The sequence below is a fragment of the Paenibacillus sp. NAIST15-1 genome (assembly GCF_001894745.1).
Lineage (GTDB): Bacteria > Bacillota > Bacilli > Paenibacillales > Paenibacillaceae > Paenibacillus_B > Paenibacillus_B suaedae.
Genome location: NZ_BBYF01000001.1, coordinates 607,051 through 632,859 on the forward strand (window position 1 = coordinate 607,051; position 25,809 = coordinate 632,859).

The following is a 25,809-nucleotide window of genomic DNA, read 5'->3' on the forward strand; positions in this document are numbered from 1 at the left end:
CTCCAAATGACTAATCATCGATTTTCCCCGTCCACAACGAACGGATGGAGATGGATCGGATATATTTGCGAAGCTTGTGCCCTGTTGAAGTCAAGCCATCCGGTTCAGGAAGCAGTACCTCATCATAGGCTAAGTCAGAATGCTTAATAGGGTGAACTGGTGAGAAATAAGGTCTTCCTAAGCTCGTCTGACGGATCAAGTGTATCATTACCAAAGCTGTTACAAACACAATGCCTATGCTGCCCCAAATGCCTGCAAAGAGAACCATCGGGTATCGGACAAGCCGTAAGCCGCTGCTCATCAAATAATCTGGAGTTGCAAAAGAGCCCAGTGCCGCAAGTGCTACCAGCATAATTAGTATATTGCTCGTAAATCCAGCTTGAACTGCTGCTTGCCCAATGACGATACCGCCAACAATCCCCATCGTCTGTCCAACCTTAGTCGGCAGCCGGGCACCGGCTTCCCGCAGCAGCTCCATCGTCACTTCCAGGATCAACGTTTCAAATAAAGGAGGAAACGGGACTCTGGATCGTGATTCAATCAAGGACACGAGCAAGGAGGAAGGAATCATTTCATAATGAAAAGTGAGTGCTGCAACATAGGCCGGTGTCAAAAATACAGAGAGGATTAACGCAACCATTCGCAGTGCACGAATAAATGTCCCGATTCCCCATCCTAAATAGCGATCTTCCATCGACAAAAAGAAATCAATGAATTCGCTCGGACCTACGATTACCAGCGGACTCCCGTCCAACAGAATGATGATTTTGCCTTCAAGCAGAGAATGGCTCGCTAAATCAATACGTTCTGTCAGCATCAATTGCGGAAAGACACTCAAATCATTATCTTGGATCATATGCAAAAGCTCTGAGCTGCCCGTCACATCATTGAGGCGAAGCCGCTTAATGCGATGACGTACCAGTTCAAGCCGCGCCTGGCTCACTCGATCTGCCATGAACATGAGATTGACCTGTGTATTGCGCTTGTTGCCAATTTTAAATTCCTCGCTGCACAGATCTGTGTCCGGAATGGAATTCCTCAGTAGAGTCGTATTCGTTCCAATTGACTCTGTAAAGGCAAGCATTGGTCCTAATATGGTCGTTTCATTCTCTGGTGAGGTAAGAGAACGCTTGGGTAGGTTCGCCACATTCGCCATAATGCCAGCCTGAGGCGTCGCAATATAGACCCATCCCTTCACAATCAGAGGTGCGCAATCCGGGATAGACGAAATATCCTTGATTTCTCCGATAGGAAGCGAACTGCGAAGATCCTCGATCGTCGGTGTCTGCCCCAACTGCTGCAGCGGAGATAGAATAGAGGTGTGAAGCTGCTTCGTATCGACATGCTGGGGCATATAGCATATGGCAACTGACGGCGAAATACTTCTTACCACAAGATGGACGCGATGATGAAACAATGCCGATATTTGTTCTTGCAGGGAAGCTGCGAAATCAAAGTCCGCCATAAGTCAACCCCTCCTGTAATCACTTTGAAGATGACAAACATGTTGGATGATCAGACAAATTATTCCCTGCTGCACGCAAATTCATGCGAGAATCGCCATGACATAAAAAAACCGATACCTAAGTCAGGTATCGGTTCAAGTACGGTATAATCTAGTTGTTAAAATAAATTTTAAAATTTAAATTTCGTCAATGAATCCTGCAATCCCATTGCCATGCGCTTAAATTCCTCGGCTGAGCTTGCCAGCTCTTCCATAACCGCATTCTGCTCTTCAGTAGCAGCGGCAATCGATTGTACACTTGAGGCGGATTCCTCCGAAATGGCCACAACCCCCTGAACACGCTCAAGCATGTCTTGAGAGCTAATATTGACCTCCTGGACGATCGCCTCGACCATGCTGGCTAGATTGGATATTTCCTGCATCATCGCCACAATGGCATGGAAGACGTCCCCCGTATCATTTACACTTTGAATGCCGGATTGGACGAAATGATGGCTCTTCTCCATTGTCTCGACTGCATTGCCCGTCTCGGATTGAACTTCTGCAATAATCTGCTGAATTTCGAGAGCGGCCTGATTCGATTGATCAGCCAGCTTGCGAACTTCATTCGCCACAACCGCGAAGCCTCTGCCATGTTCCCCTGCCCGAGCAGCTTCAATCGCGGCATTCAGTGCAAGCAGATTTGTTTGCCCCGCAATATCCGTAATAATCGCTAGAATTTCGCCGACCTTATCGGATTTTTGCTGCAGGCTGCTCATCATGCCAGCACTTGCTTCCACATTATCAGATAGCTGTCTCATATGGGTGATCGTTTTATTGACGATTTCATTGCCATGCACAACCTTATCATTGGCCTTCGTGAATTCGCCTGTAATCGTCTTCACCGTTTGATCCACTTCGCCAATTGCCATCGTCACATCCTCGATCATTTGACCAACTTCAGCAAGCTTCTTGGCCTGCTCGTCCACGCCCATTGATATATCCTGCAGCGAGATTGTAATCTGTTCCGATGATTTACTTGTTTCCTGCGAGCTGATTGCAAAGTCATTCGAAGTTGTATTAATGTTCTCGCTCGTATCGACAACTTGATCGACCAATTCCTTCAGATTGCTATGCATGCTCGAAAAGCTGCGGGCTACATTTCCCCAAATATCCTTGCGCTGCTCAGCTATTCCAACACGATGGGTAAAGTCCCCAGACCCTATATGCTCAACGGTACGTGAAACCTTGTGGATTGGTTTGACAAACAGACGATTCACAAGCATCCAAGTCACACTCGTGATAATGAGCAAGGATCCAATGGTAACCGCCCACATCAGCCAATTGTAAGAATCAAGACTGCTGTCAAAATCATCAAATCGCGAGATTACTACTGCGGTATAATCTCCAGACTTCGCTGCGTATGCGTATCCACCGAGTCCAATGTCCAACTTCATTTCATTCTGCTCGCCAGTGTAAAGTGCATGCAGACTATCTTCGATCTCACTGGACAGCTCCTTACCAAATCGGGCTATCACCTTGCCATCTTTCACAAGCAATGAAGTGCTGTTATCCTTGTATGCAACCATATTCAATACAGCCTTTGGATCGTCCTTGCCGTGCTGCACTACGAATTTCCCAATTTGCCGAACTGCCGTCTGTGTGTCTTCGATCATCATGTCAGTAACGACACTTCGAATAAAGCTGGCATTCACCATGCTGGTCGTTATAATGACAAGCAGAGTAATAAGACTGATAGGCAATAATATCCGCGCTAACAGTGATTGAAAACAGTGATTCCATAACGCCCGTATTCGTTCGTTGATAGATTGAGATTTCATTCCTGTCACACCTTTTATGTAATAGGGTATCTTCCGATACCACGCGTTGTCCTTCATTGCACTTGCTCAAGCTTGCTCGTCACAAAAAAAAGACCTGCCCGTCCGGGAACGGGCAGGTCATATCATTCAGTATCCTTCAATAAGATGAAAAGATAAGAACTATAAGACTACAAGCTGTCCAAGTAGCGATCTGCTTCTTCGTAGCTTTGAGCTACGCCGTATGCACCGCCGAGATCTTTAACCAAGCGAGACAATTGCAGCTTCGTCAGAGCGGAGCTTACGATCATAGAAGATCCCTTTGTTTTTTTGTTTGCCATGTAGTCGCGCAATCCTGACAAATAATCGTTCACATCAGCTGGTGCTGGTTGCGCCTTCGCCATATCGATGCAGAATGTGTAGCCTTCCTTCGCTTTATCAACTTCACGACGAACAGCTTGATCGTATTCTTTGGCCTCTTCAATTGTCATCATACCTTCAAGCTTAACATACACACGGTTTTTAGATGCTTCGTATTTCGTTTCGAACATGGAAAATCTCCTCCTAGATGTAATAAATTCATAAGTATGGTGTTACTGATTGTCTACTTCACATACTGAATATTACCCAATATGTCGTTTCATGCCAATGCTTTTTGGTCTTTTTGCTGATTGACGTATGCCTATCAAGTTATGATAGGGCGCTCTTCGAGCTGCATATAAACCGCAATCAACCCTCTTCTGCCATTCTCGATGCCATCCCCCCTGCACATAATATCGCTCAGAATTGCTGGCCTACTTGTTCGTAAGAGTTAGGAAGCCAACTTCGAACCCGTGTCGCAGCATATTCGTGACTTGAGCTTCACCAGGTACAGTCCAGGAAAAGCCTAATGCAGCAAGCGTAGATACCGTCCGTTCTGCAGTTAGCTCGAACGCTGTCAGCGCAGCGCCTTCATCCATCCACCCGTTATGCAGCATCACATTCTCGACTGCCTCAAGCTTCGCCCCCTGTTCATACTGCTCGAACAGATAGGATAGGAACTTCTCCATTGGCAGCTTCGCAACCTGAACATCATTCCGCCCAGCCAGCATTTCGGACATGCTGATCAGATGAGGATTATAGATATGGTAGATCTCATCATGCAGGGCAGGCTTGTCATGCAGTGTAATAATCGCACGGCTCACCTGATCTACGAAGGATAAGTCTGTATCCTGACCGGAATCAGGAACGGCCCCCAATTGGATGAAGGACTTCATCGTCTTGTAGAACGCATTGTCCTGGATATTCTCCTGGAACTGACCGCTCTCTGAGTGACATACAATGTTACCAACTCGGTAAATGTTCGTATGCAGCCCCTGCAGACGCGCCTGTTCTACCAACTGCTCCGCTTGGAATTTCGTCTTTACATAATAGTTGTCATGCACTTGTCCGATGTCCAAGTCATCCTCCGTGAAGAGAACGGCTTCCTTGCCTTCAATCGTTCCCATCCCGACCGACATTGTAGAGACGTGGTGGAATCCCTTCTTCGTGCCGGTTGCTGCCAATTCCAACAAGCGCTCCGTCGCCGTAACATTGTTCAGTACGAATTCAGAATAGTGGCCATAATGCTTCACATTGGCCGCAGCATGGATGATGCATTCCACTTCATCTGCCAGCTTAGCATATTCGTGTTCAGCGAGTCCGAGATGTTCGTCACTCAAGTTCGCGTTAACGACTTCGATTCGATGTCCGTGCGTGTCTGTCAGTGCTGCACCGAAATAATAGGCCAGCTTCTCGTACAATCTGTGTCGAGCCTGCTCCGGAGATGTCCCGCGAACAATAGCAACCACCTTGCTGTCAGTGCAATGCAGAAGATCGCGAAGCAGGTAAGCACCCAAGTATCCTGTTGCACCTGTAAGGAGAACCTTAGCATAGTTCAACTGCTGCGATAGCTCTCGATTGTGATAAGCTTCGTTGCGGCTGCGATACTGCTTCCAAGCTTCCGTTACAGCCTTATCCTCCACGACCGCTACTTCCTCTGCATACATGGCACGAATCCGCTCCAGCTTATCCTTCATATGGTTCGGACGATACTTCATCCGCAATGCCAATTCTCGAATTGTCGGATATGCGAATACATCGCTGACGTCGACCTCGTATTCCTGCTTCAACTGCGCAACAAGTGTAATTGCCTTCAAGGAATGGCCGCCTAGCTCGAAGAAGTTGTCGCACACGCCGACCGTTGTTAGGCCAAGCAGCTCCTGCCATAGCTCGGCAAGCTTCATCTCCGTCTCACTGTCAGGCGCTACATAACCGGCTCCTGTCCACTCTTGCTTCGATGGCGCAGGGAGCTTCGCGCGATCGATCTTGCCGTTCGTTGTCAGCGGCATCTGATCGAGGAACGCATAGTAAGTCGGGATCATATAATCCGGCAAATGATCAAGCAGATGCTGACGAATATCTGCAGCTGTCACCGTACCTTCCGTTACAATGTACGCACAGAGCGCCTTTTGTCCTGGCGATTCCTCAATATCGGTAACGAGTGTTTCCTTCACGAGCTCATGAGTTCGGATTTGCGCTTCAATTTCACCAAGCTCCATGCGATATCCGCGAATTTTCACTTGATGGTCTTTGCGTCCTAAGAACTCAACTGTTCCGTCCGGCAGCCAGCGAACAAGGTCGCCTGTCTTATACAGCTTCTCTCCAGCCTTGAACGGACTGTCGATGAACTTCTCGTTCGTCAAGTCCTCGCGATTCAAGTAACCACGCGCCACGCCATCGCCACCGACCCACAGCTCGCCCGCTACGCCAATCGGCTGCAGCTTGCCATAGTTGTTCACGACATAGGCTGTCGAGTTCGCAATCGGCGCCCCGATTGGGATCGATCCGTCCTGCTCCGCTGCAATATGGTGGCAGCAGGAGAAGGTCGTATTCTCTGTCGGTCCATATCCGTTCACGATTTGAATTGGCGCACAGGCATGAAGCACCCGGTAGATATGCTTCGGAGACAATACATCTCCGCCAACGAGCAATGTTCGCACAGGTTCGAATAAGCGCTCATTTTTCTCAACTAGCTGTGTGAATAACGGTGAAGTCAACCACATCATAGTGATGCCATGCCGCATAATCGCTTGTTCTAACTGCTCAGCATCCAAAATTGTCGGCTTGTCAACGAGTACAAGTCGAAGTCCGTTCAGAAGGGCTCCCCATATTTCAAATGTCGAAGCATCGAATACGAGAGAACCAGTCTGCAAAATGCGATCATCCTCTTGGAATGATACGAAATTCGTATTCTTCACAAGGCGAATCACGTTGCGATGGGTGACCATAACTCCCTTCGGCTTCCCTGTCGATCCCGATGTGTACATTAAGTACGCGATATGCTCAGGATTATTGAGATCATCTATGTTTTCCGTTGAATGTACAGCTAGTTCCGAATCCGTGAAACTGATGCTGCTCAGTCCTTCAGGCAATCGTTCAGCCAAATGGTCGCTTGCGAGTACGATATTAACACGGCTGTCCTCCAGCATATATTGAATCCGTTCCTGCGGATAATCTGGATCGATCGGCACGTAAGCACCGCCAGCCTTCAAGATTGCGAGTACACCGATAATCATTTCTGGTGTGCGCTCTGTGAACAGACCAACCGGCTGTTCAGCCTTCGTCCCATGCTTCTGCAAATAATGCGCCAAACGATTGGCCTCCGCATTCAGCTCCGCATAGGTAATTTCACGTTCACCAGACACAAGCGCAACGCGATCAGGCGTTACACGCACCTGTTCCTCGAACAGACTGTGTACAGTCGCATGGCGAGGATAGTCGGCAACCGTATTATTGAAGTGGTGCACGATTTCTTCCCGTTCCCGATCCGTAATCAGTTCAAGTTCTCCAATGCTGCATGACGGCTGCTGTGCCGCCTGCATAGCAAGCTGCTCGAAATGCCCTGCCATTCGTTCAACAGTTGCCCGTTTGAACAGCTTCGAACAGAATTCAAAGTTGCATTCGAGTTCCTCTTCACGCTCGATTGCCTCCAGCGTCAGGTCGAACTTCGATGTGCCGTTATGATAAGGCAGCTGTGTGAAGCTGGCATCTCCTGCTTGAAGCGAAAGATCCCCCATATTCTGCATGACGAATACGGTATCGAACAATGGATTGCGGCTTACATCCCGCTTCAGCTGCAAGCGTTCAACCAGGCTGTCGAGCGGGTAATCCTGATGCTCATAGGCAAGCAGAAGCGTATCCTTCATCTCATTCAAATAAGCAGCAAAGGCCTTGCCGCCCTCAGGGAAGCTGCGAATCGGCAAGGTGTTGACGAACATGCCCATCATTCGATCTACATCAGTATGTGTTCGAGCAGCAATCGCACAGCCGACAATCATATCCTCCTTGTCCACATATTTGGACAAGAGCACATTATATACCGACAACAGCACCATATAGAGTGTAGTTCCTTGACGGAGAGCCAGTTGCTTCAAGCCTTCCACCGTCTTGGCAGACAATGCTATACGCACCATATCGCCTTCAAATGACTGCACATTCGGACGAATATAATCGTACGGAAGATCCAGCAGTGGGATGTCCCCTTCAAGCACACTCAGCCAATACTGTTCATGTGCTTGTTCATCTTGTACACGCGTGGACTGCCATTCCGCATAGTCCTTATATTGCAGCTTGATTGGAGCCAGCTCCTCGCCCTTATAGAGTGCAGCCAGTTCTTCAGCAAACACACTGAGCGAGGTTCCGTCGAAGACGATATGGTGAATATCCAGCATCAGTATGTAGCTGTCTGCTGCCACTTTCGCAATCGCAGCACGTAGAAGCGATTGCTCCTCCAACTGGAATGGACGGACGAATTCATTCGCCAGTTCAGCAGCAGTACGGCCCTCGGCCTCTATAATCGGCACATCGAATGCAACTGTCTCATGCACCTTCTGTACGATCTGTTCCTCTTCCCAATGGAATGAAGTACGGAATGCTTCATGGCGCTCTACGATTTGGTGTAGAGCCTTCTTCAGGCGGCCGGTATCCAATTGGCCATTCACTTCGTACACGAGTGGAATGTTGTAGGCCATGCCAACTCCGCCCCGCTGTTGCAGCGCGAACATACGCGTCTGTGCTGGCGCGAGATGATAATGCGCCTTCTTCTCGGCTGGCGTTATCGATTCGTATTGTTCTTGCGCTCCTTCGTCGATAATTGCAGCAAGCTTGCCGACATATGGATTCGAGAACAATTCCTTGAAGGACAACGAGATATGGAAGTCAGCTGCGATGCGTGCTTGCAGCTGTGCCAGCTTCAACGAATGCCCGCCAATCTCGAAGAAGTGATCCGCTGTGCCAATTGGAGAGATGCCAAGCAGTTCCTCCCAAATCGCCGCAAGCTTTTTCTCCGTATCCGTTACTGGAGCTTGATATTCGGTAGATATGCGCTCCTGCTTCTCCGGCTGAGGCAGCTTGGCCCGATCAATCTTGCCGTTGATCGTAAGCGGCATGCGCTCCAAGAACATGAAGTATGCCGGCACCATGAACTCAGGCAAATGCGAAGACAAGTACTCGCGCATTGCACTCGCTGTCATGCCTTCTTCCGCTACTATATAAGCACAAAGGGCCTTCTGGCCAGGAGACTCTTCAAAAGCTGCAACCAGCGCTTCCGTTACTTGCTCGTGCGTATGAATCTGCGCTTCAATCTCACCGAGCTCCATGCGATAGCCGCGAATCTTCACTTGATGATCTTTGCGTCCGACGAATTCCAAGTTGCCATCTGGCAGCATGCGCACAAGGTCACCTGTTTTATAGATTCGTTCGCCAGCTACGAATGGACTATCCGCGAACTTCTCACGCGTCATCTCATCCTTATTCAAGTATCCGCGTGCTACGCCTTCACCGCCGACCCACAGCTCTCCTACAGCGCCAATCGGCTGCAGCATGCCGTAATCATTGACAACATAAGCGGTTGAGTTCGTAATTGGCGTACCGATAGGAATTGTCCCGTCTCCCTCTTCCTTCATCAGATAAGAAGTAGAGAAGGTTGTATTTTCAGTAGGACCATAAATATTCGAAATCTCAATCGGTGCACAGTCCTTAGCCGCTCGATAGAAGTGCTTTGGCGACATCAGCTCTCCACCGACGAGCAATTGGCGAAGCGGCGCAAATATGCGCGGATTGCGATCAACCAATTGAATGAACAGCGCCGTCGTCAAGAACATAATCGTTACCTGATGGCGGATGAGCGCTTGCTCCAGCTGCTCAGCGTCTAGTATCGTCGTCTTATCGATGAGCACGAGCCCTAAGCCATTCAACAAGGAGCCCCAGATTTCAAAGGTTGAGGCATCGAAGACAAGCGATCCCGTCTGCAAAATACGGTCGCCTTCGCCAAACTTCACATAATTCGTGCGCTTTACTAGGCGAATGACATTGCGATGAGTAACCATGACGCCCTTAGGTCTTCCTGTCGAACCGGACGTGTAAATGATATATATAAGATCTTCTGGCTGATTCACAGATACCAGATTATCGCTAGATTCATCAGCAAGGCTCGGGTCATCCATATGAACCTGCTCGATGGTATTCGGCAAATCTATATCTGACGATCTGCTAGTCAGTACCAGCTTCGTACGACTGTCTTCCAGGACATATTGAATGCGATCCTGAGGGTGATCGGGATCAAGTGGAACATAAGCTCCTCCCGCCTTGAGAATCGCTAAGATACCGACAACCATCTCTGCACTTCGCTCTGCCATAATACCAACAGACTGTTCCCGATTGATGCCAAGCTTCCGCAGCCTGCGCGCCAATTGATTCGCACGAGCATTCAACTCGCAATAGGTCAACTCGCGATCATCTTCGATAACAGCTACTCGATCCGGATGCAGCTGAGCCTGTTCCTCGAACAGCGCCTGAACCGTGAATGTATGAGGATATTCAGCTCGCGTCTGATTCATCCCCTCAATTAACTGGCGCTTGTCCTGCTCTGTCAGCATTTCCAGCTCGCCAATACGCTTCTGAGGATGCTTCACAGCTTCATCCAGCAGCTGCAAGAAGTACTCACCCAGCTTTTCTACTGTCGATAACTGGAACTGATTTTCCTTGTAATACATTGTGAACATCGGTAATGCGCCCGTTCCAGCAGCATGCTGAATGCAGCCGTGCAGGTCACATACCTGCTCTCCCTCTGGAAGCACGGGCCGAACATCTTCTCCGTACCAGCAATACGTTGCCACATCACTGTCAGAAGCTATTTCAGAGCAAGTCAGGTTACGTCCTTCTGCGCAAGCCGACAAGCTGTTATGAATGCTCATAATTCCTTGCAAGGTTACGTCATCCTGACTGACTACGGTATGGTTTGCATTGCCGTGTCCCGCTTGAACGGCATGAAGAGTTACTTGCTGCGAGTTGTAGAACCGGGACAACAGCGTTGCCCACGCACTGAACATGACGGATTCCAACTTGACCGAATGCTCGGCCGAATGCTTCTTCAGAAGACGCATTGTCTCCTCAGGCAGCTCGATAGAATGTACGTCATAGCCTGCCAATCGTTCTACTGTTAATTCCATGAAAGCCAATTCTCGTCCTCTCCTTTATACGATCCAACCCATTTCGTAAACCTATGAGTCAACTGCTCCCATGTGATGTACTCTATTTGCTTGGCAAATTCCATATGCTGTGCGCACACAGTCATACTATAGCCTGTTACAGGAACGACATATTGCTTTACATAATTATGATCAACATTCCATAATTGATTATCCTGTATAGGTACAGCTGTCTCCTGCACAATCTCGAATGTGCTAGGAGGCAGGCTGAGACCTGTTCCTAATGCCTTCAGAACACTTTCCTTAGCCGTCCATATGTAAAAAAACAATTCCTGCCGCGCACGACTGTCGTTCGTATTTGCAAGCAATTCCAACTCACGCGGCGAGCATATCAGCCTAGCCACGTCCATGTTCCATTCTCCTGCTTGCTCTATATCAATCCCGATTGGCGCTTCATCCAATGCCACTGCTATGAACGCACCGGCGTGAGAGATGTTGAAAAATACTGGATCACCCTCCACATATGGCTTGCCGAAGGGATGAGTGTGAATAACAAGTTCGTTATTCGAACATTTCAAGGTTCGACATAGCAGCATGCGGGCCAATATGTCAGCCGCAACCGTGCAATAAAGATCTTCACGGTTCCGAAGTCTATCTAACCTTTTGTATTTTTCAGGTGTAACGAACGGGATAAATCGATCCATCAATGAATCTATGTCTTCGTAGGAAGTACACTCGTCCCATTTTAGCAACACAATTTCCATCATTTACCCCAGCTTCTGTGCGCAAAAAAAAGGCCATTCTGCATAGCCTTGTCACCGAATAACCGTTGTGTAGTTACCGCAACATTAATGGCAACCCGGCCGCCGTAATCCGTGAAGATGTTAGGCCCGCGGCTTTGCGTCCTCATCTTTCGAAGAGTTTGCCTTTCAATCCTGATGTTGTTCTTCTTGATGTATCCATTGCGTGTTGCAGATCGATTATCAGGCAAGAATGTCATAGCAATGTTACGCACTAGTTCTTGTGACATGTATCGCGTGAATAGGTCTAAAGTACATATTACATATCAGCATGTTGGACGGTCGCATCCCCTATCCAACTCAAGACCCATATTTTATATCGGTTGCTCGAATGAAAAGATTAATACTTTTTCATAACACTTTTCAATTTTTCGACACGAAAAATCATTTTTTGTCATTTTATAGTCATCTTCAAGGTTGTTTCACCCTATTTCCGACAAAAACATCCCTATCCTCTCCATCCTTGCTCCCATAGATTCGTGCAATCCCCTCCAACTGCTCGACACATTTGTCGATTTTCCTATAGAGCCACTACTGCTTAGCCCCCCCTCTCCCCTACCAATTACCTAATAGACAGCACTGAAGTCATTTCTTACTCATTACACAACTCTCTTGTACTCTTGGTGATACATAAAAAGCCTCGGAAATCATTCCGAGGCTCTTATTGAATGCCATCTATCTATCTATCTATCTATCTATCTATCTATCTATCTATCTATCTTCTCTATTTCACATCATGGGGATTAATATCCGTCACCAACTGTCATTTCATTGGATGCGGTGGACAGTGCATTCACTGTTGCATTGCGCCCATCCGCTACGGACATAACGAATACTTTATAGGCAACGCCGCTGCGAATTGGATTTCCATATGCATCATTATCTGACAGCGAGAACATTCTAGATTCTTCGCCAATTACGCTTACTCCTCTTAAACGATTCGCCTGATCCAGGTTGAAGGAGTTCGCTGAGCTAGAAGGAACGACCATCAATGCATAATAGGCAATCCCGCTGTCGTTGCTTGGCTTCGAGAAGGAGGCCTTGAAGTTATTCCCCCCTTCTCTTGTCAAAAACACATTCGTAGGTGCCTGCACGAATTGATCTACCAAGGCAAATTCACCAGAAGGCGAAGACAAGGCATTTGAGGAGCCGCTTCTATTGTCAGCTACCGTAAGCACAAATACCCGGTAAGCAACACCTTTTTGAATGTCGTTGCCTTGAACATCCCGCAAGCCGCTTGTTAGCGATTGTCTTACATAGCCACTCTGATTCCCAACCCGAATGTAGCTGGATGATCTCACCTGTCCCGCACTATATGCGTCGAATGCATAGGACTGATCTGCGCGGACAACCATAATACGGTATTCATTTACGTACGAATTACTGGATGGTGCATTAAAGCCTACTTCAATGTCGCTGGCATTACCGTTTTTGCCAATAATCTTCGCTTCTACATTCGTCACGACATCAACCGAGGCATTGCCTTTAAGCGTCACCTCTGGAGATGGAGCAGACAACGCATTGTTCGCTTGACTATTGGAGCTTACAGACAGAACAAATACCCGGTAGCTGTTGCCGTTGCGAATCGGTGCTCCATCTACATCTCTTGCATCCGCATCGAATACATACGACAAGCTGCTGCCACTCCGATACACGACAGATGAGTTCCAATTGTTAACTCGATTGGCCTCTGTTAGATTAAAACGGCTTGCATTGGAAGACTTCACAACCATGACGCGATAATGGTTCACGTTCGATTCATCTGCAGCACGGTTGAATGTTACACTCAGGTTCCGTCCATCATTGTAGTTTCCACCCAAACTGCTTGCCGATACGTTCGTTGCAGGGTACACCGTCGAATTGTTAGACAACGTAATCGTATCTGAGGAGCTGGACAGGGAATTCACATAACTACCGCGTCCAACAGAAAGCACATATACTTGGTAGCTGGTTCCGTTACGGATTAGGTCCCCATCTACGTCTCTCGCAGTAGAGCTCAGCTTGAGGCTAACGTCTCTGCCATTCGGGTTCATCGACGTATAATTGTAGCTGGATACGTTGTTCGCTTCGGATATATCAAAGCGGTACGATCTGCTCGTCTTCACAACCATTATTCGATACTGGCTAATATTCGATTCGTCCGATGCCCGGTTGAAGGTAACCATCATATCGCGGCCGTCATTATAATCTCCGACATCGCTTACTCTTACATTGGAAGCACTGTACACCGTTGAGTTATTCGAAATATTGATGGAATCAGATGCGCCCGACAATGCATTGTAATCAGAGTTGCTATTCGAAACTGACATGACGAACAGACGGTACGTTTCCCCTCTGCGGATTAGTGAGCCATTCACATCACGCATATTAGATGGCAATGTTGAAGTAATGCTATAGCCATTCTTCGAGACATCATAATAATTGCTAGATGAAACCCGGTTTGCTTCAGTCAAATCAAAGCGATAAGCATCCGAATATTTCACTGCAAAAATCCGGTAGTAGCTTACGCGCGATTCATCGGAGGAGCGATTAAAGCTGATCTGAATATCGCGTCCATCTCCATAATTGCCCACTTGGCTAACCTTCGTAATCACTGGAACACCAGCTGATTGTCCAAGCGTGATCGAAGATGAGCTGGAGGATAGCTTATTAGCATACGAGCTCGTATTGCTGACAGCTACGACAAATACGGTATAAGGTACGCCATTGCGAATTAAGTCACCCGCTGTATCTCTAGTTGTCGAACTCAAGGTTGTCGTCAACGTCGAGTTGCTGGACTTCGGTACGGTCGTATAATTATTGCTGGATACGCGGTCTGCTTCATAAGCATCGAAACGAGATGCATCCTTCGTTTTGACGACCATAATCCGATAATTTTGAATTGGGCTGTCGTTAGAAGGACGGGAGAAGCTGACCTGCATATCACGGCCGTCGTTATAATTCGCCACATTGCGCACTTGCACATTCGTTGCCGCTGCAACCGCGTTGTCGCCTAACGTAAAGGTTGAAGATGGGTTCGAGAGCACCTGTTGGTTGCTCGTTCTGCCCACTGACAATACATAAGCTTCATACTTCACATTCGTACGGATGTAGTCTCCATCTACGTCACGTGCTCGGGAATCCAATCTGACTACAGGATCGTCACCGCTCTTGTTCACTACGGTATAATTGTTGGAAGATACCGAACGAGCCTTGTTCAAATTAAAGGAGTTCGACGCTTTAACAATCATGACGCGATATTGATCAAGGTTATTTTCATACTGTTCCTTGGAGAAGCTGACACGAATATCGCTTGCATCTCCGGATTGGCCTGAGATCTGTGTTGTCACATAATTGACGCCTCTAAGATCGCCGGAGTAGTCGGGCTCATCTGGATATGTCGGACGATCCGGATATGTTGGTGTGTTGCCTGAAGTCACACGCACGACTTTTGCATTATTATCATAGTTAATTGTTGCGCCCAACGATTCACTAACGAAGCGTACCGGAACCATCGTTCTGCCCTGCATTGTATTGGCTGGAACATCCATATAGACAGTTTTGCCATTGACCGTTGCCGCTGAGGAGCCTAGTTTCAGAATTACTGAGGTGCTCCCTTTGTAAGCTGATACCTTCTTCGTTTTGTAATCGTAGCTTACACTGGCGCCAAGCGACTGGAAAATAACTGCCATCGGCAACAACACACGACCCTGCGTGTATACCGGTGGCTGATCGGTACTAATTTTGCTTCCGTTCACATATACGGTGTAAGTTGCAGGCGCTGCTTGCACAGCTGTGGGCGTTACCACCGTAAAGCCAAGTGCCGCAGCAACAAAACCTGATACTAGTTTCTTCACTTTTTCATCCTCCTAAGTTGCATTCATATCCAAGTATAAAATTACCACCTTCAACTTAGATGCATCAAATGAGGAAAATGTTTCATACTCCTTTATAAAATTTATTGGATTGTGACAAAATTGTGTCAGATCATCATTTACCGATTCCACATCAATGAAAAAAGCCGTTGGAACAACGGCTAATTATGGCCTTCTTTCCAACGGCTTCATTACTTTGCTCAATCATGTGTATTCCTTCGGATCATTTATCCATTCCTTGCTATAATCAGCCAATCGCTGCAGCTCGCCAACTAATAAGCCTGCATGATACCCGCCGCACACCGCATGATGCAGCTGCAAGGATACGGGCAGCAGGACTCGACCCGTTTGCCCGAAATACTGTCCAAATGTGATGATCGGCAAATACGTTCCCTCATTGAACACATTCAAATTGAATGTACATCAAGATATAGATCAGTCCAACTGCTGCGAGCTGCGCGTCATCGCCACACTAGAATCCCTAACAATGAGACGAGGCTCAAACTGCACTCGTTCATATACACCGCGCTTCTGTTCGATGATCCGATTAAGCAGCAGTTCGGTCGCTACTCTGGCAACCTCTGCTCCCATGATCGACACAGAGCTAAGCCGCGGCGTCGTAATTGTTCCCCACAAAATATTATCAATGCCAACAATCGCAATGTCTTCGGGCACGCGGATCCCCAATTCCTTGAATCGGTTCAGCAGTCCCATCGCAATCATGTCATTGCCCGCATAGATCGCATCCGGCATTTTCGTTAGACCTGCGAAATAATCGGCTGCCTTCAATCCCGTTTGCATCGAGAAATCATCTCCGAGATAGACCAGAGAGCTGTCTACTTGCGGGAGGGCATCCTCGTAGGCAAAGAAACGCTCCTCAATGATATGCTTCGGCGCACCTGCGTACGCAATCCGCGTGCGGCCTATGTTCATGAAATGCTCCATGACAAGTTTGCCCTCTTGCGTAGATAGACTGACGATATCCGCCTTCACATCGTCACCGAGCTTCTTCCCATAGTTAATAACGGAGATCGGAATGCTCGATTTATTAATCAAGTCAGGCAGCGTTGCAGGGTAAGCTAGCGGCAGGACAATCAGACCGTCTACATGAAGCTTCTTCACTTCCCTAAGTATTTCTAGCTCTGCTCGTGCATTCCCTAATGTATTGATCTGCACGACACGGTAGTCGTAATTTTTGGCCGCCTGCTCGACGGAATAGGCAATCTCCGGAACGAAGGCATTCCGAATATCGGGAACGGCTAGCGCAATTTGCTTCGTCTGCCGTACCTTAAGGCTGCGCGCGAAGGAGTTCGGTACGAAGCCCAGCTCTTCAATCGCCTGCATCACCTTGGCCTTCGTCTTCGGACTAATGCCATCTGCGTCATTGATTGCACGCGATACGGTGGCCAATCCGACCCCTGCACGCTGTGCAACGTCCTCGATTGTGACTTTTCTCTGAACCAATGGTACATCTTCCTCTCGTTACAAGTGGAATTGCTTCCACCATTCCAACCAAGCCTTATTTCTGTATCATACCATCTGCATTCATATTATTCACCTGATCTTCCTACAATAGAAGACTGTGATTGACATCACGCTAATAGTGTGACATATTTAATATCGGAAACGTTTCCGAAAATATTTTCCCGTTTCCATTTCATACAGTATTTCATTTCTATACTTCTGGGGAGATGAGCACATGAAAGCATTAAGATGGCATGGCGTCAAAGATTTGCGCGTGGAGAACATTGCAGAACCAGCAGTCGGTAAAGGTAAAGTAAAAATTAAAGTTGAATGCTGCGGCATCTGCGGCAGCGACTTGCATGAATATACGGCAGGACCGATCTTCATTTCAGACAGCACTCCCCATCCTCTAACTGGAGAGAAAGCTCCAATCGTTATGGGACATGAATTCTCTGGACAGATCGTCGAGATCGGAGAAGGTGTAACCAAATTCCAGAAGGGCGATCGCGTTGTTGTAGAGCCGATCTTCGCATGCGGTGAATGTGAAGCCTGCAAACAAGGCTTGTATAACCTCTGCGACAAGATGGGATTCCTTGGTCTCGCTGGCGGCGGTGGAGGCTTCTCCGAATATGTAGCAGCAGACGAACACATGGTGCATAAGATTCCAGACAGCGTTTCTTACGAGCAAGGAGCGCTTGTTGAACCTTCCGCAGTAGCTCTCTATGCAGTTCGACAAAGCAAGCTTCAAGTTGGGGATCGAGCAGCCGTATTCGGTACAGGCCCAATTGGACTGCTTGTTATCGAAGCATTAAAGGCTGCCGGCGCATCGGAGATCTATGCAATTGAACTGTCCGAGCAGCGTAAGCAAAAAGCAGCAGAACTCGGAGCCATTGTACTTGATCCTTCGCAAGTCAATGTCGTGAATGAGCTTCGCGAACGGACAGGCGGCGGCGTGGATGTCGCTTATGAAGTAACGGGAGTTCCTGCTGTACTGAACAATGCCATTGATGCAGCCAAGCTCGGCGGTGAAGTGATGATCGTCAGCATTTTCGAGCGAGAAGCTACTATTAAACCGAATGCAATTGTAACGAAGGAACGCACAATGAAAGGCATCATCGGTTACCGCAACGTATTCCCTGCGGTTATCAAATTGATGGAGCAAGGCTACTTCCCAGCAGAGAAGCTGGTAACGAAGCGCATCCAATTGGATGAAGTCGTTGATCATGGCTTCGAGGCGCTCTTGAAAGAGAAAAACCAAGTAAAGATTATGGTGAAGCCGCAATAATCCGTAAACAAAAACACGAAGCCTTAGGGTGCTTCAAAGTCATACTGAAATAAAACAAAAGATCGAGTCAGGGGTTAATCAGCTCCCCCTTGCTCGATCTTTTCTCCATCATAATGCCGTTCTCAACAGCAAGACGGTAAAACATACGATCATTGATACCACTGCAAGATGCCACCATCTGTACATCATAATGATACCGATATACTCGCGGATGAACGCACTTGGCATGTAATATCTTGCTGTCTTCGCGCCAACACCCTCACACTTCTTCAATCCCGCGAGCCGCGCATAAATGCTTGCCCGAAATACATGATAGTTGTTCGTGACGAAGATGCTTTTATGATTGGGTTTCATCTCGTCCATAATGGCCTTCGAGAACAGCATATTTTGCATCGTGTTGCGAGATTTGTCCTCCATAAGCACGTCCTGCTCTGGAACTCCCTTCGCCACGATATATTTCTTCATTGCCTCTGCTTCACTAAGCAATTCATCCGGCCCTTGGCCGCCCGACACGATAATTTTAGGCACTTGATGATACTTCATATATTGTTCAATGCTTTTATCCAAACGTGACGCTAGAAGCGGCGGGACTCGTTCCCCTCCGATTAGACCAGAGCCAAGCGCGATGATGAAATCGGGCTTGTACCATATTTTCCAGTAATGATAGAAGATCGCATACGCCAGAAAGCTGACGAATACAAAGGAAAAGTACATGAAGATGAGCAGCGTCCCGAGATAAAAAACAGCAAATTTATCATTATACGAAATAAAGAAAATGTAGAAAAACATGCCGATCATCGCAAAGATCAGGAGACTTAATAATAATGACAACATATTCGCAAGCTTCTTGCTTTCCTTCTTCAGCATAATTCGTCCGTTAAGCAGCAAATATATACTCACAAACAGTACGCTCAAAGGAATAGAGGCAAGGATAACCGCGGCTATAATTAAGTTCACCCACGGAATCTGGTTAGAAAAGGCCACCACATCCAAGAATAAATTTGCTACAGCCGCCATGAACAGGAATGAAAGACTGATCCGTCTTTTTTCCCTGATAAATAAAAAAACAAAAAGCCCAAATAGAATCAAACTAAAAAAGCTCATCATACACTCCCTTTCCAACCTTACTATTGTAAGCAATTCATTCCTTTTTGCAACCCTTTTCCCCCGTTCATTATTGAAATGGATCACGATGAGACATTCATGGCTTTGCCAACGATAGGATGCAGGTAGTCCCAAACAATCCTCCGGCCAAAAATAAAACAAGCCAATTCCTTCACAATAGAGGAATCGGCTTGCATAAACTCATTTTGTATAGAATTCGTTTACTTTATCTAGTATTTCTTTGAAGTATGGAATATTAAATCGATTTATTAAGCCTTTAGATCCCATGTAAAAGCTGAATCGCCCTTTTTCGCCTAGAAGTTCCTTGAACTTATCAACTGTCTGGTCATACCTTTCTCTTTTCCCTGTATCGGTAAAATACCCTGAATCAATCTCCATTTGAATTCCGATTTTCGTTTTATCTAAATGGTTCTTAGCAATCAGTCTACCGCCGTCCCCATATACTCTTCCTTCTCTTACGCTATCGTAAATCGGCTGCAAATTTATTTTGTAGTCTTTGTCAAAATAATAGTGGGGTTGAATATACACATCATCAAAGATCATTGTCTCGTCCACGATGTATGCAATTGTTTCCACTATTTTTTCCCTATGAGGGCCAAATCCATAATATGGAGCCCATGCAAAAGAAGTAGCTCCGTCTACGTCGTCACTGTTCTTTATATACTCCGAAAGTTTTTCCAACAACTGAATTTGCGATTGATTTTCAAGTTGCGAGTAGCTGTAATTTTGAGTCCCGTAGAAGTATATGGCTTCGTTTGGATAATAAAATCCCGTTACCGAGTCCCAATTTGGACCAAGCTTTCGTTTTAACTCCTTTATATAGCTTACATATTCATCGAATAACTGATCAACATTTAACTTGCTCGAGACATCGTGTGCTGGCAGAGAAACAAGCACTTTATATTCGCTGTTCGTGTCCACGATTGTCTGAACCGTTTCATTTATATCATCAATCATATTTCTCTCTTTATAATTGTCAATTTTGTTTGTCTTATTATCTATCGCAATAACAAATTGCCTCACCGTATCCAAACGTTCAAGCTCTGCCGATTCATATGGAATGTACCGTTGACCGTCTCCAAAATGACCGCTGTATAAAAACACCATATTTCTTTCTGACAGGTCACTTCGAGCCATCGCAATGCTATCCATTTCATTCTCTTCAACATCTTTTGCCGCTCTAATCACTGGTGTCGAGAACAAATTGACGAATAAACTTAAGGCAAACGTAATCGTCAGCACCCCTGCAAACCAAGCCTTTCTTTTCTTTGCTGGCTTCGTGTTCATATCATCGACTCCTTCGTTTAGTAGTTTCACAACAATTCACTTAATCCCCTTTATGAACCATTTAATTGTTTCTACAGAAGCATACAAGGAGTTACGAGACTCTGGAACTAGACAATGATGACAATATTCGGTTGAAAAATGACATTCAGCCTATTCACTAGAGTAATAATTTATTTCTTTACACTGCTTGGCGTTACGCCCCAGTATTTACGGAATATTTTAGTAAAGTAGCTGACGTCTCGATATCCGATCATGGCGGCAGCATCATACACTCTCGCCCCATTCATCAACGCCGTCCTCGCCCGTTCCATCTTGCGTTCCAGAACATATGAGGTAAATGACATTCCTATTTCTTGCTTGAATAAGCGACTTAAATAGGAGGCGTTCACATAAAAACGATCAGCGATCGTATGCAAGGTAAATTCCTGATCCTGTTCCGCCTCAAGCAGCTCGATAATCGCTTGAACAGTGGTATGGGTAACCTTCCTGTCATGGCTCTCTGCATATGTGATTATGCTTCTTACAGCACGATGCAATACATCGTACATATGCTCTGGCGTCGTAAGTGATTGTACATTCGAGAGAAAATCGAAATCCGCTCCTGTCACATCCTGTACAGACCATCCGCGTTTGCGGATAAAGAGCGTCAACACGCCAACGATGTACATTAACTGCTCCATCATGATTTCATACGAAGCAGAGTTGTTCTTCGCCGCCTCGCACATGTTCGAAATCATTCGCATGGCAAGTTCTTGATCCATCGTCTCCAATGCCATCTCTAGCTGCTTGTCCTCGTGCTCGTAATCCGGACGATTATTGAACTCAGCTTGGAGCGGCTCATCATATGGAATTGCGATTCCTGTTCCATAAACGACCCGATTTTGCAGCGCCTTTTTGGCTTGAATATATAATGGCAGCAGTTCGTCTATCTTTCCGCTTCCTCCACTAATTCCCGCGCTTACGACAATGCCAAGACATTGCTTGATGTTGCGAATCAGCTTCTCCATCGCCACGTGAATCCCGAGCATCTGCTGTGGAGTATGTTCCAGCGCTCCCGTATTCCCTATCACAATAATGGTTTTATCCTCTTCCGTGCATACATAAAAATCAGGAGTCGGCAGTATATCTCGAATAACATGCACGAGATTATCCAGGGTCATGCCATCTTCATTGCTGGAACAGACATATTCGTCCACGTCCAGAACGATTACCGCATAACGAGATTCCATGTCTATATGAAGCCCTAATGAAACACAGGAAGCTTCCAGCTCTTCTATCTGATACCGCCCATATGCTAGATTACGAATCGTATGCTGATGCAGGACGGGGAGGTACTGCGTCCATTGCTCCTGCATCATTAGTTGACGCGTTCGCTCCATCAACTCTGCTTGAATGCATCGGGCTGCGTCCGTTACAGCCTGGAGAATGTCCATTTCAGCAGCAGGCTTGAGCAAATACTTGTATACGCCAAGCTCCACCGCCGTCTGCGCATAGGAAAAATTGTCATGACCGCTTAAAATGATGATTTTCGTGTTCGAATAAGCCCGAGCCACTTGACTCGCCAAGGAAAGACCGTCCATTTCGGGCATTTGAATATCCATTAAAATAATATCGGGCTGCTTCATTTGTATCTGAGCGAGAGCTTCAGCACCGTTATTCGCCGACCCTACTACTTCGATATCGTGTTCTTCCCAGGGCATGTGAAGCAGATTTTGCAAAAATCTAATTTCATCTTCTACAATAAGAAGATTCAAGCGATCCTCTCCTTATTTCATTATTCATCTGTCGTACTTGATAAAGGCAGCTCTAGAGTTACTGTTGTACCTACTCCTAACTGGCTTTCGAATCGGATGCACGCTTCAGGGCCGTAGAACATCCTCATCCTAGAACAAACGTTGCGCAAGCCATATAGCTCCGTTTCTGGTGATTCCAAAAAAGATAAAGGAACCGACTTGCCGTCGATTTCCTGAATCACTTGATGAATGGATTGCAGGCGCTGCTCACTTATTCCGCTTCCGTTATCTTGCACCGTTATCATCAATTTCCCCTGCTGCAGGAAGCTCGAAATGACTAACAATCCGTTGCTCTTCATCTGCTCTAGTCCATGAATAACCGCATTTTCAACCAAGGGCTGCAAAAGCAGCTTTAATACGGGTATCGTTTTCGTTTCTTCGTGTATCTCAAACACGACCTGAAAGCCATGTAAAAAACGAATCTGCTGGACGCGTAAGTAGTAGTTTAGATGGGTAATCGTTTCCTCTACCGTGAATGTATCCTGCCCTTTATGAAGACTTAATCGAAAAAAGTGGGACAGGTTCAGCACCATCTCGCTTATTTCCTCTGCCTCGTAGTTTTGAGCCGTCCAGTATATAGAGTTCAGCGTATTATATAAGAAATGCGGATTAATCTGAGATTGCAAAAATGTAAGTTCCGTACGGGCAATGCGAAGCTGCTGCTCATAGTGATCCTGAATCAAATGCCTCTGATGCTCGGCCATTCGATTATATGAGTCCATCAAATAACCGAATTCATCCTTCCGCCTTGTGTGTAACCGGATATCATAATCTCCTCCGATTAACCCCTTCATCGCATTCTTTAATTGGCCTAAAGGGGAAGCTATGCGGTTGTAAACACCCCAAGATATAAGCATGGAAAGCACAAAACTGCACGCTATGATTAAATAGGTAAATTGCCTCATCGTTTTCGTTTCTTGATAAATTTCTTCGATTGGCCGAAAAACTTCCAACCGGATTGGGTAACTAGACGACTCCGCGCTCACTTGGAGCATATCCCTATCTCGGTTTCCTCCTGAATCGGTAGTAGGAATGGACAGAATCGTTTCTCCTTCTCTATTCTTGATCTGCAAGCTGGTTAGTTCGGAATTCAACAGCGGGCTTATGAGGATCCGGAGCGTATTTTTATGTAAAGTCACAATTAGTAAACTTGCTTTGTCCTCATCAGGGAAGGCATTCATCCTTCTGACAAGAGATATGGAATTGGCCTCCACTAAATCTGTAATTACTGGCTCTACTCCCTCTGTCGGTTGGGGGATCAAGAACGTACCCGCTTGATCCGCAAGCTGATTTAAATAGGCGAAACTGTCCCGCTCGGTCGCAGATTCGATCCTTTTCCCTCCATATTTCGTAGATATCATCGTATGGGTCTCCATCTGATAAATCGTGATCTGGGAAGCCACCAGGCTCACCGCCGAAATATTCCACAGCTCTTGCAGCAGCTCCGAGTACTGGACAATTGTGCGAGGCGACATCCCCGTTCCTTGCACCTTCAGCTTCTCATTAATTTTATGGTTCGCCGCAATTAGATTGGTTAATGTCTCAAAATGATGCAACGATAATTCAAGGTTATTCATGACAGACTCCACCTTATCTTGAGTCTGTTCTGTCGTCTTTTGCATAATAATTTGGTTTGCTCTGTTATTTACGTATAAACTAATGATCACTAGCGGCAGAAGCACGATGAAGAAATAGATGCTGAGCCGTAATTGCGAGGTTTGCAGAAACTTATGATATGCATGTTGGAATAGTTTCATGGCTACATCCTTATTTTTTATGCGATTCATGCCAATCGTTTACTTCCTTCGTAACTTGTGCGCCTCCACTCTCATACCATCGTTTCACGTAGTCGTCGAAAGAATTCGTGGATTCTAGGCCGAGAATGATTTTTACGAAAACTTCCTGCAATGAATAAAGTTCATTCCATTTTCTTACCAAGGTAGGTGGGGGCGGGCCGCCATATGCATCTTGTACGATATGCTTTTCCAATTTTTCAATGTTCTCGTTGAGACGAAATTTTTTGTCGTAGGAATCCATGCGTGCACGCAACAACCACCGTTCGTCCACATTCACCAGTGCAGAATATATGCCTCTGTACAGGTGCTTGTCATGTTCATTAAATTCACTGACAATTTTCCCATCTTTCCAATCCCACACTTGATTTTGAAATCCTAGAACTAATGAGGTTCTGCCTCTACCTGCAATGAAATTTAAAAATTGAATGACTTCGCGAGCATGACTGCTCCCTTTTGGAACCACTTGATGCCCGAAAACTGGATTCAATGCACCTACTCCCTGCTTCCCTTTCTTGCCAATCGGATAGTCAATGGTTATCCAATTCGCTTGCGGATCTTTCTTTAGGCTTTGAGCAATTACCCCGCGCGTATCATACCAAGCTCCGGAAAACATTCCGATCTTTCCTTCTATTATTTTTTCGTTCATAACATTACTGCGGTAGATAGGGAAATCCGGATCAATCCATCCATGCCGATATAGCTCGGCAAAGAATGATAGCGCTTCCTTCATTTCCGGCAAAACGTTGGCATAGACGAGCTTCCCTTCACGTTCCGTCCATTGATTCAATTGAACTCCGAACGCGCCAAAAAGCGGTGAAGAATGATACAGATCCTTCATCATCGTATAGCCGTATGTATCTCTCTTTCCGTTTCCGTTGGGATCGCCTTCCGAAAATGCTTTTATTACTGCCTTATAATCTTCAAGCGTTACTGGTATCGGTAGGTTCAGTTTATCCAGCCAGTCTTTCCGGATGTAGATGATTTCTTTCCCCTTCACCAGCTGGCTACTCGGAATTGCATAAATCGAGCCGTTATACCGAACTCGGTTCCATAATTCCTCCGGTATGACACGCTTTAAATCTGCTCCGTATGCGTCTATCCAATGATCGAGAGGTTGGAGCTTGTTTTGCGTTACGAATTTGGCAAATTGGATCGGGGAATTGATAGTGATCATATCAGGGAGATCCTGTTCCGTCGAAATGATGGTGTCGATCGTTTTTTCATAACTGGGTACGGGCGGCAGTTCGACACGGACATTCAATCCGACATGTTTTTTAATGTAATCCAAATAAGGATTTTGATTTTCATCCAAACCTGCCGGGAACGGAAAACTCAAACTATTGATCACAATGGCTATGCTGTCTCCATCCCGCAATTCTTTATTCTCAGAACTGATTGAAGTTGGGTTGAACTTGGGTATAAAAAATAGGCCTAACACAAGAAGGGTTAGCATGTAAATTATCAGCATGAATCTATTTACAAATTTACCGCTGCTCAACACTACAAAAATCATCCTTTCGATTTTTTTTATTTCCCCATGTAATTGAGAAGCTTCTACGATCCCTCCTACAGAACCATTTCGATTGCGACACAAGTCCTAATTCAAATTATAGTATAGAATTTGAACTTCAAACAA

General features: G+C 46.3%; 14 protein-coding genes and 1 riboswitch. Of the genes, 1 reads left to right on the top strand and 13 read right to left on the bottom strand.

The window, feature by feature from the left end; genetic code table 11:
* Window positions 1-10: 10 nt before the first annotated feature.
* The 8 genes from PBN151_RS02710 to PBN151_RS02745 form a co-directional block, all read right to left on the bottom strand.
* Entirely contained in the window at window positions 11-1,465 is a 1,455-nt protein-coding gene (locus tag PBN151_RS02710; RefSeq protein ID WP_072727538.1) for a spore germination protein, read from the bottom strand.
* Window positions 1,466-1,635: 170 nt separating this feature from the next.
* Window positions 1,636-3,285 (bottom strand): methyl-accepting chemotaxis protein, encoded by a 1,650-nt coding sequence (locus PBN151_RS02715; protein ID WP_072727539.1) that lies wholly within the window; start codon window positions 3,283-3,285, stop codon window positions 1,636-1,638.
* Window positions 3,286-3,452: 167 nt separating this feature from the next.
* On the bottom strand, window positions 3,453-3,812 hold the full coding sequence (locus PBN151_RS02720) for a protein kinase (protein WP_072727540.1): 360 nt from the start codon (window positions 3,810-3,812) through the stop codon (window positions 3,453-3,455).
* 243 nt (window positions 3,813-4,055) lie between these two features.
* Window positions 4,056-10,790: a non-ribosomal peptide synthetase gene (locus PBN151_RS02725; protein ID WP_227774352.1), complete on the bottom strand. Its 6,735-nt coding sequence runs from the start codon at window positions 10,788-10,790 to the stop codon at window positions 4,056-4,058.
* Window positions 10,781-11,473: a 4'-phosphopantetheinyl transferase family protein gene (locus PBN151_RS02730; RefSeq protein ID WP_227774312.1), complete on the bottom strand. Its 693-nt coding sequence runs from the start codon at window positions 11,471-11,473 to the stop codon at window positions 10,781-10,783. The genes PBN151_RS02725 and PBN151_RS02730 overlap by 10 nt, the downstream gene beginning before the upstream one ends.
* 146 nt (window positions 11,474-11,619) lie before the next feature.
* Window positions 11,620-11,706: riboswitch (cyclic di-GMP riboswitch) on the bottom strand.
* A gap of 606 nt (window positions 11,707-12,312) precedes the next feature.
* Window positions 12,313-15,405 carry a stalk domain-containing protein gene (locus tag PBN151_RS02735; RefSeq protein WP_072727543.1) on the bottom strand — a complete coding sequence of 1,031 codons (3,093 nt, stop codon included), beginning with the start codon at window positions 15,403-15,405 and terminating at the stop codon, window positions 12,313-12,315.
* A gap of 222 nt (window positions 15,406-15,627) precedes the next feature.
* A complete protein-coding gene (locus PBN151_RS02740) occupies window positions 15,628-15,834 on the bottom strand; it encodes a CatA-like O-acetyltransferase (RefSeq protein WP_072727544.1) in 207 nt (68 codons plus the stop codon).
* Between the two features lie 24 nt (window positions 15,835-15,858).
* Window positions 15,859-16,887, bottom strand: a complete 1,029-nt coding sequence (locus PBN151_RS02745) for a LacI family DNA-binding transcriptional regulator (protein WP_072727545.1) — start codon at window positions 16,885-16,887, stop codon at window positions 15,859-15,861.
* A gap of 235 nt (window positions 16,888-17,122) precedes the next feature.
* Here PBN151_RS02745 and PBN151_RS02750 point away from each other — a divergent pair, with 235 nt between their 5' ends.
* Complete coding sequence (locus PBN151_RS02750; protein WP_072727546.1) at window positions 17,123-18,172, top strand: 2,3-butanediol dehydrogenase; 1,050 nt, start codon at window positions 17,123-17,125, stop codon at window positions 18,170-18,172.
* 108 nt (window positions 18,173-18,280) lie between these two features.
* Here the strand turns inward: PBN151_RS02750 and PBN151_RS02755 are convergent, their stop codons facing one another.
* The 5 genes from PBN151_RS02755 to PBN151_RS02775 all read right to left on the bottom strand — a co-directional run bounded on the left by PBN151_RS02755 (window position 18,281) and on the right by PBN151_RS02775 (window position 25,521).
* The gene (locus PBN151_RS02755) at window positions 18,281-19,189 is read right to left on the bottom strand and encodes a YdcF family protein (RefSeq protein ID WP_227774314.1); all 909 of its coding nucleotides are present in this window, start codon (window positions 19,187-19,189) and stop codon (window positions 18,281-18,283) included.
* A 288-nt stretch (window positions 19,190-19,477) separates the two neighbouring features.
* Window positions 19,478-20,584: a hypothetical protein gene (locus PBN151_RS02760; protein WP_072727548.1), complete on the bottom strand. Its 1,107-nt coding sequence runs from the start codon at window positions 20,582-20,584 to the stop codon at window positions 19,478-19,480.
* Window positions 20,585-20,754: 170 nt separating this feature from the next.
* Window positions 20,755-22,338 (bottom strand): response regulator transcription factor, encoded by a 1,584-nt coding sequence (locus PBN151_RS02765; RefSeq protein ID WP_072727549.1) that lies wholly within the window; start codon window positions 22,336-22,338, stop codon window positions 20,755-20,757.
* A 20-nt stretch (window positions 22,339-22,358) separates the two neighbouring features.
* Window positions 22,359-24,164 (bottom strand): sensor histidine kinase, encoded by a 1,806-nt coding sequence (locus PBN151_RS02770; protein ID WP_227774316.1) that lies wholly within the window; start codon window positions 24,162-24,164, stop codon window positions 22,359-22,361.
* Entirely contained in the window at window positions 24,145-25,521 is a 1,377-nt protein-coding gene (locus tag PBN151_RS02775) for an extracellular solute-binding protein (protein ID WP_227774318.1), read from the bottom strand. Before PBN151_RS02775 ends, PBN151_RS02770 begins: the two co-directional genes overlap by 20 nt.
* Window positions 25,522-25,809 lie beyond the last annotated feature (288 nt).

What these genes read in the sequence shown, in the direction of transcription:
- PBN151_RS02715 (WP_072727539.1), bottom strand. Translation starts at nt 3,285, where the DNA reads ATGAAATCTCAATCTATCAACGAACGAATACGGGCGTTATGGAATCAC.
- PBN151_RS02725 (WP_227774352.1), bottom strand. Translation starts at nt 10,790, where the DNA reads ATGGAATTAACAGTAGAACGATTGGCAGGCTATGACGTACATTCTATC.
- PBN151_RS02760 (WP_072727548.1), bottom strand. Translation starts at nt 20,584, where the DNA reads ATGAACACGAAGCCAGCAAAGAAAAGAAAGGCTTGGTTTGCAGGGGTG.
- PBN151_RS02720 (WP_072727540.1), bottom strand. Translation starts at nt 3,812, where the DNA reads ATGTTCGAAACGAAATACGAAGCATCTAAAAACCGTGTGTATGTTAAG.
- PBN151_RS02770 (WP_227774316.1), bottom strand. Translation starts at nt 24,164, where the DNA reads ATGAATCGCATAAAAAATAAGGATGTAGCCATGAAACTATTCCAACAT.
- PBN151_RS02750 (WP_072727546.1), top strand. Translation starts at nt 17,123, where the DNA reads ATGAAAGCATTAAGATGGCATGGCGTCAAAGATTTGCGCGTGGAGAAC.
- PBN151_RS02710 (WP_072727538.1), bottom strand. Translation starts at nt 1,465, where the DNA reads ATGGCGGACTTTGATTTCGCAGCTTCCCTGCAAGAACAAATATCGGCA.
- PBN151_RS02755 (WP_227774314.1), bottom strand. Translation starts at nt 19,189, where the DNA reads ATGGCGGCTGTAGCAAATTTATTCTTGGATGTGGTGGCCTTTTCTAAC.
- PBN151_RS02730 (WP_227774312.1), bottom strand. Translation starts at nt 11,473, where the DNA reads ATGGATCGATTTATCCCGTTCGTTACACCTGAAAAATACAAAAGGTTA.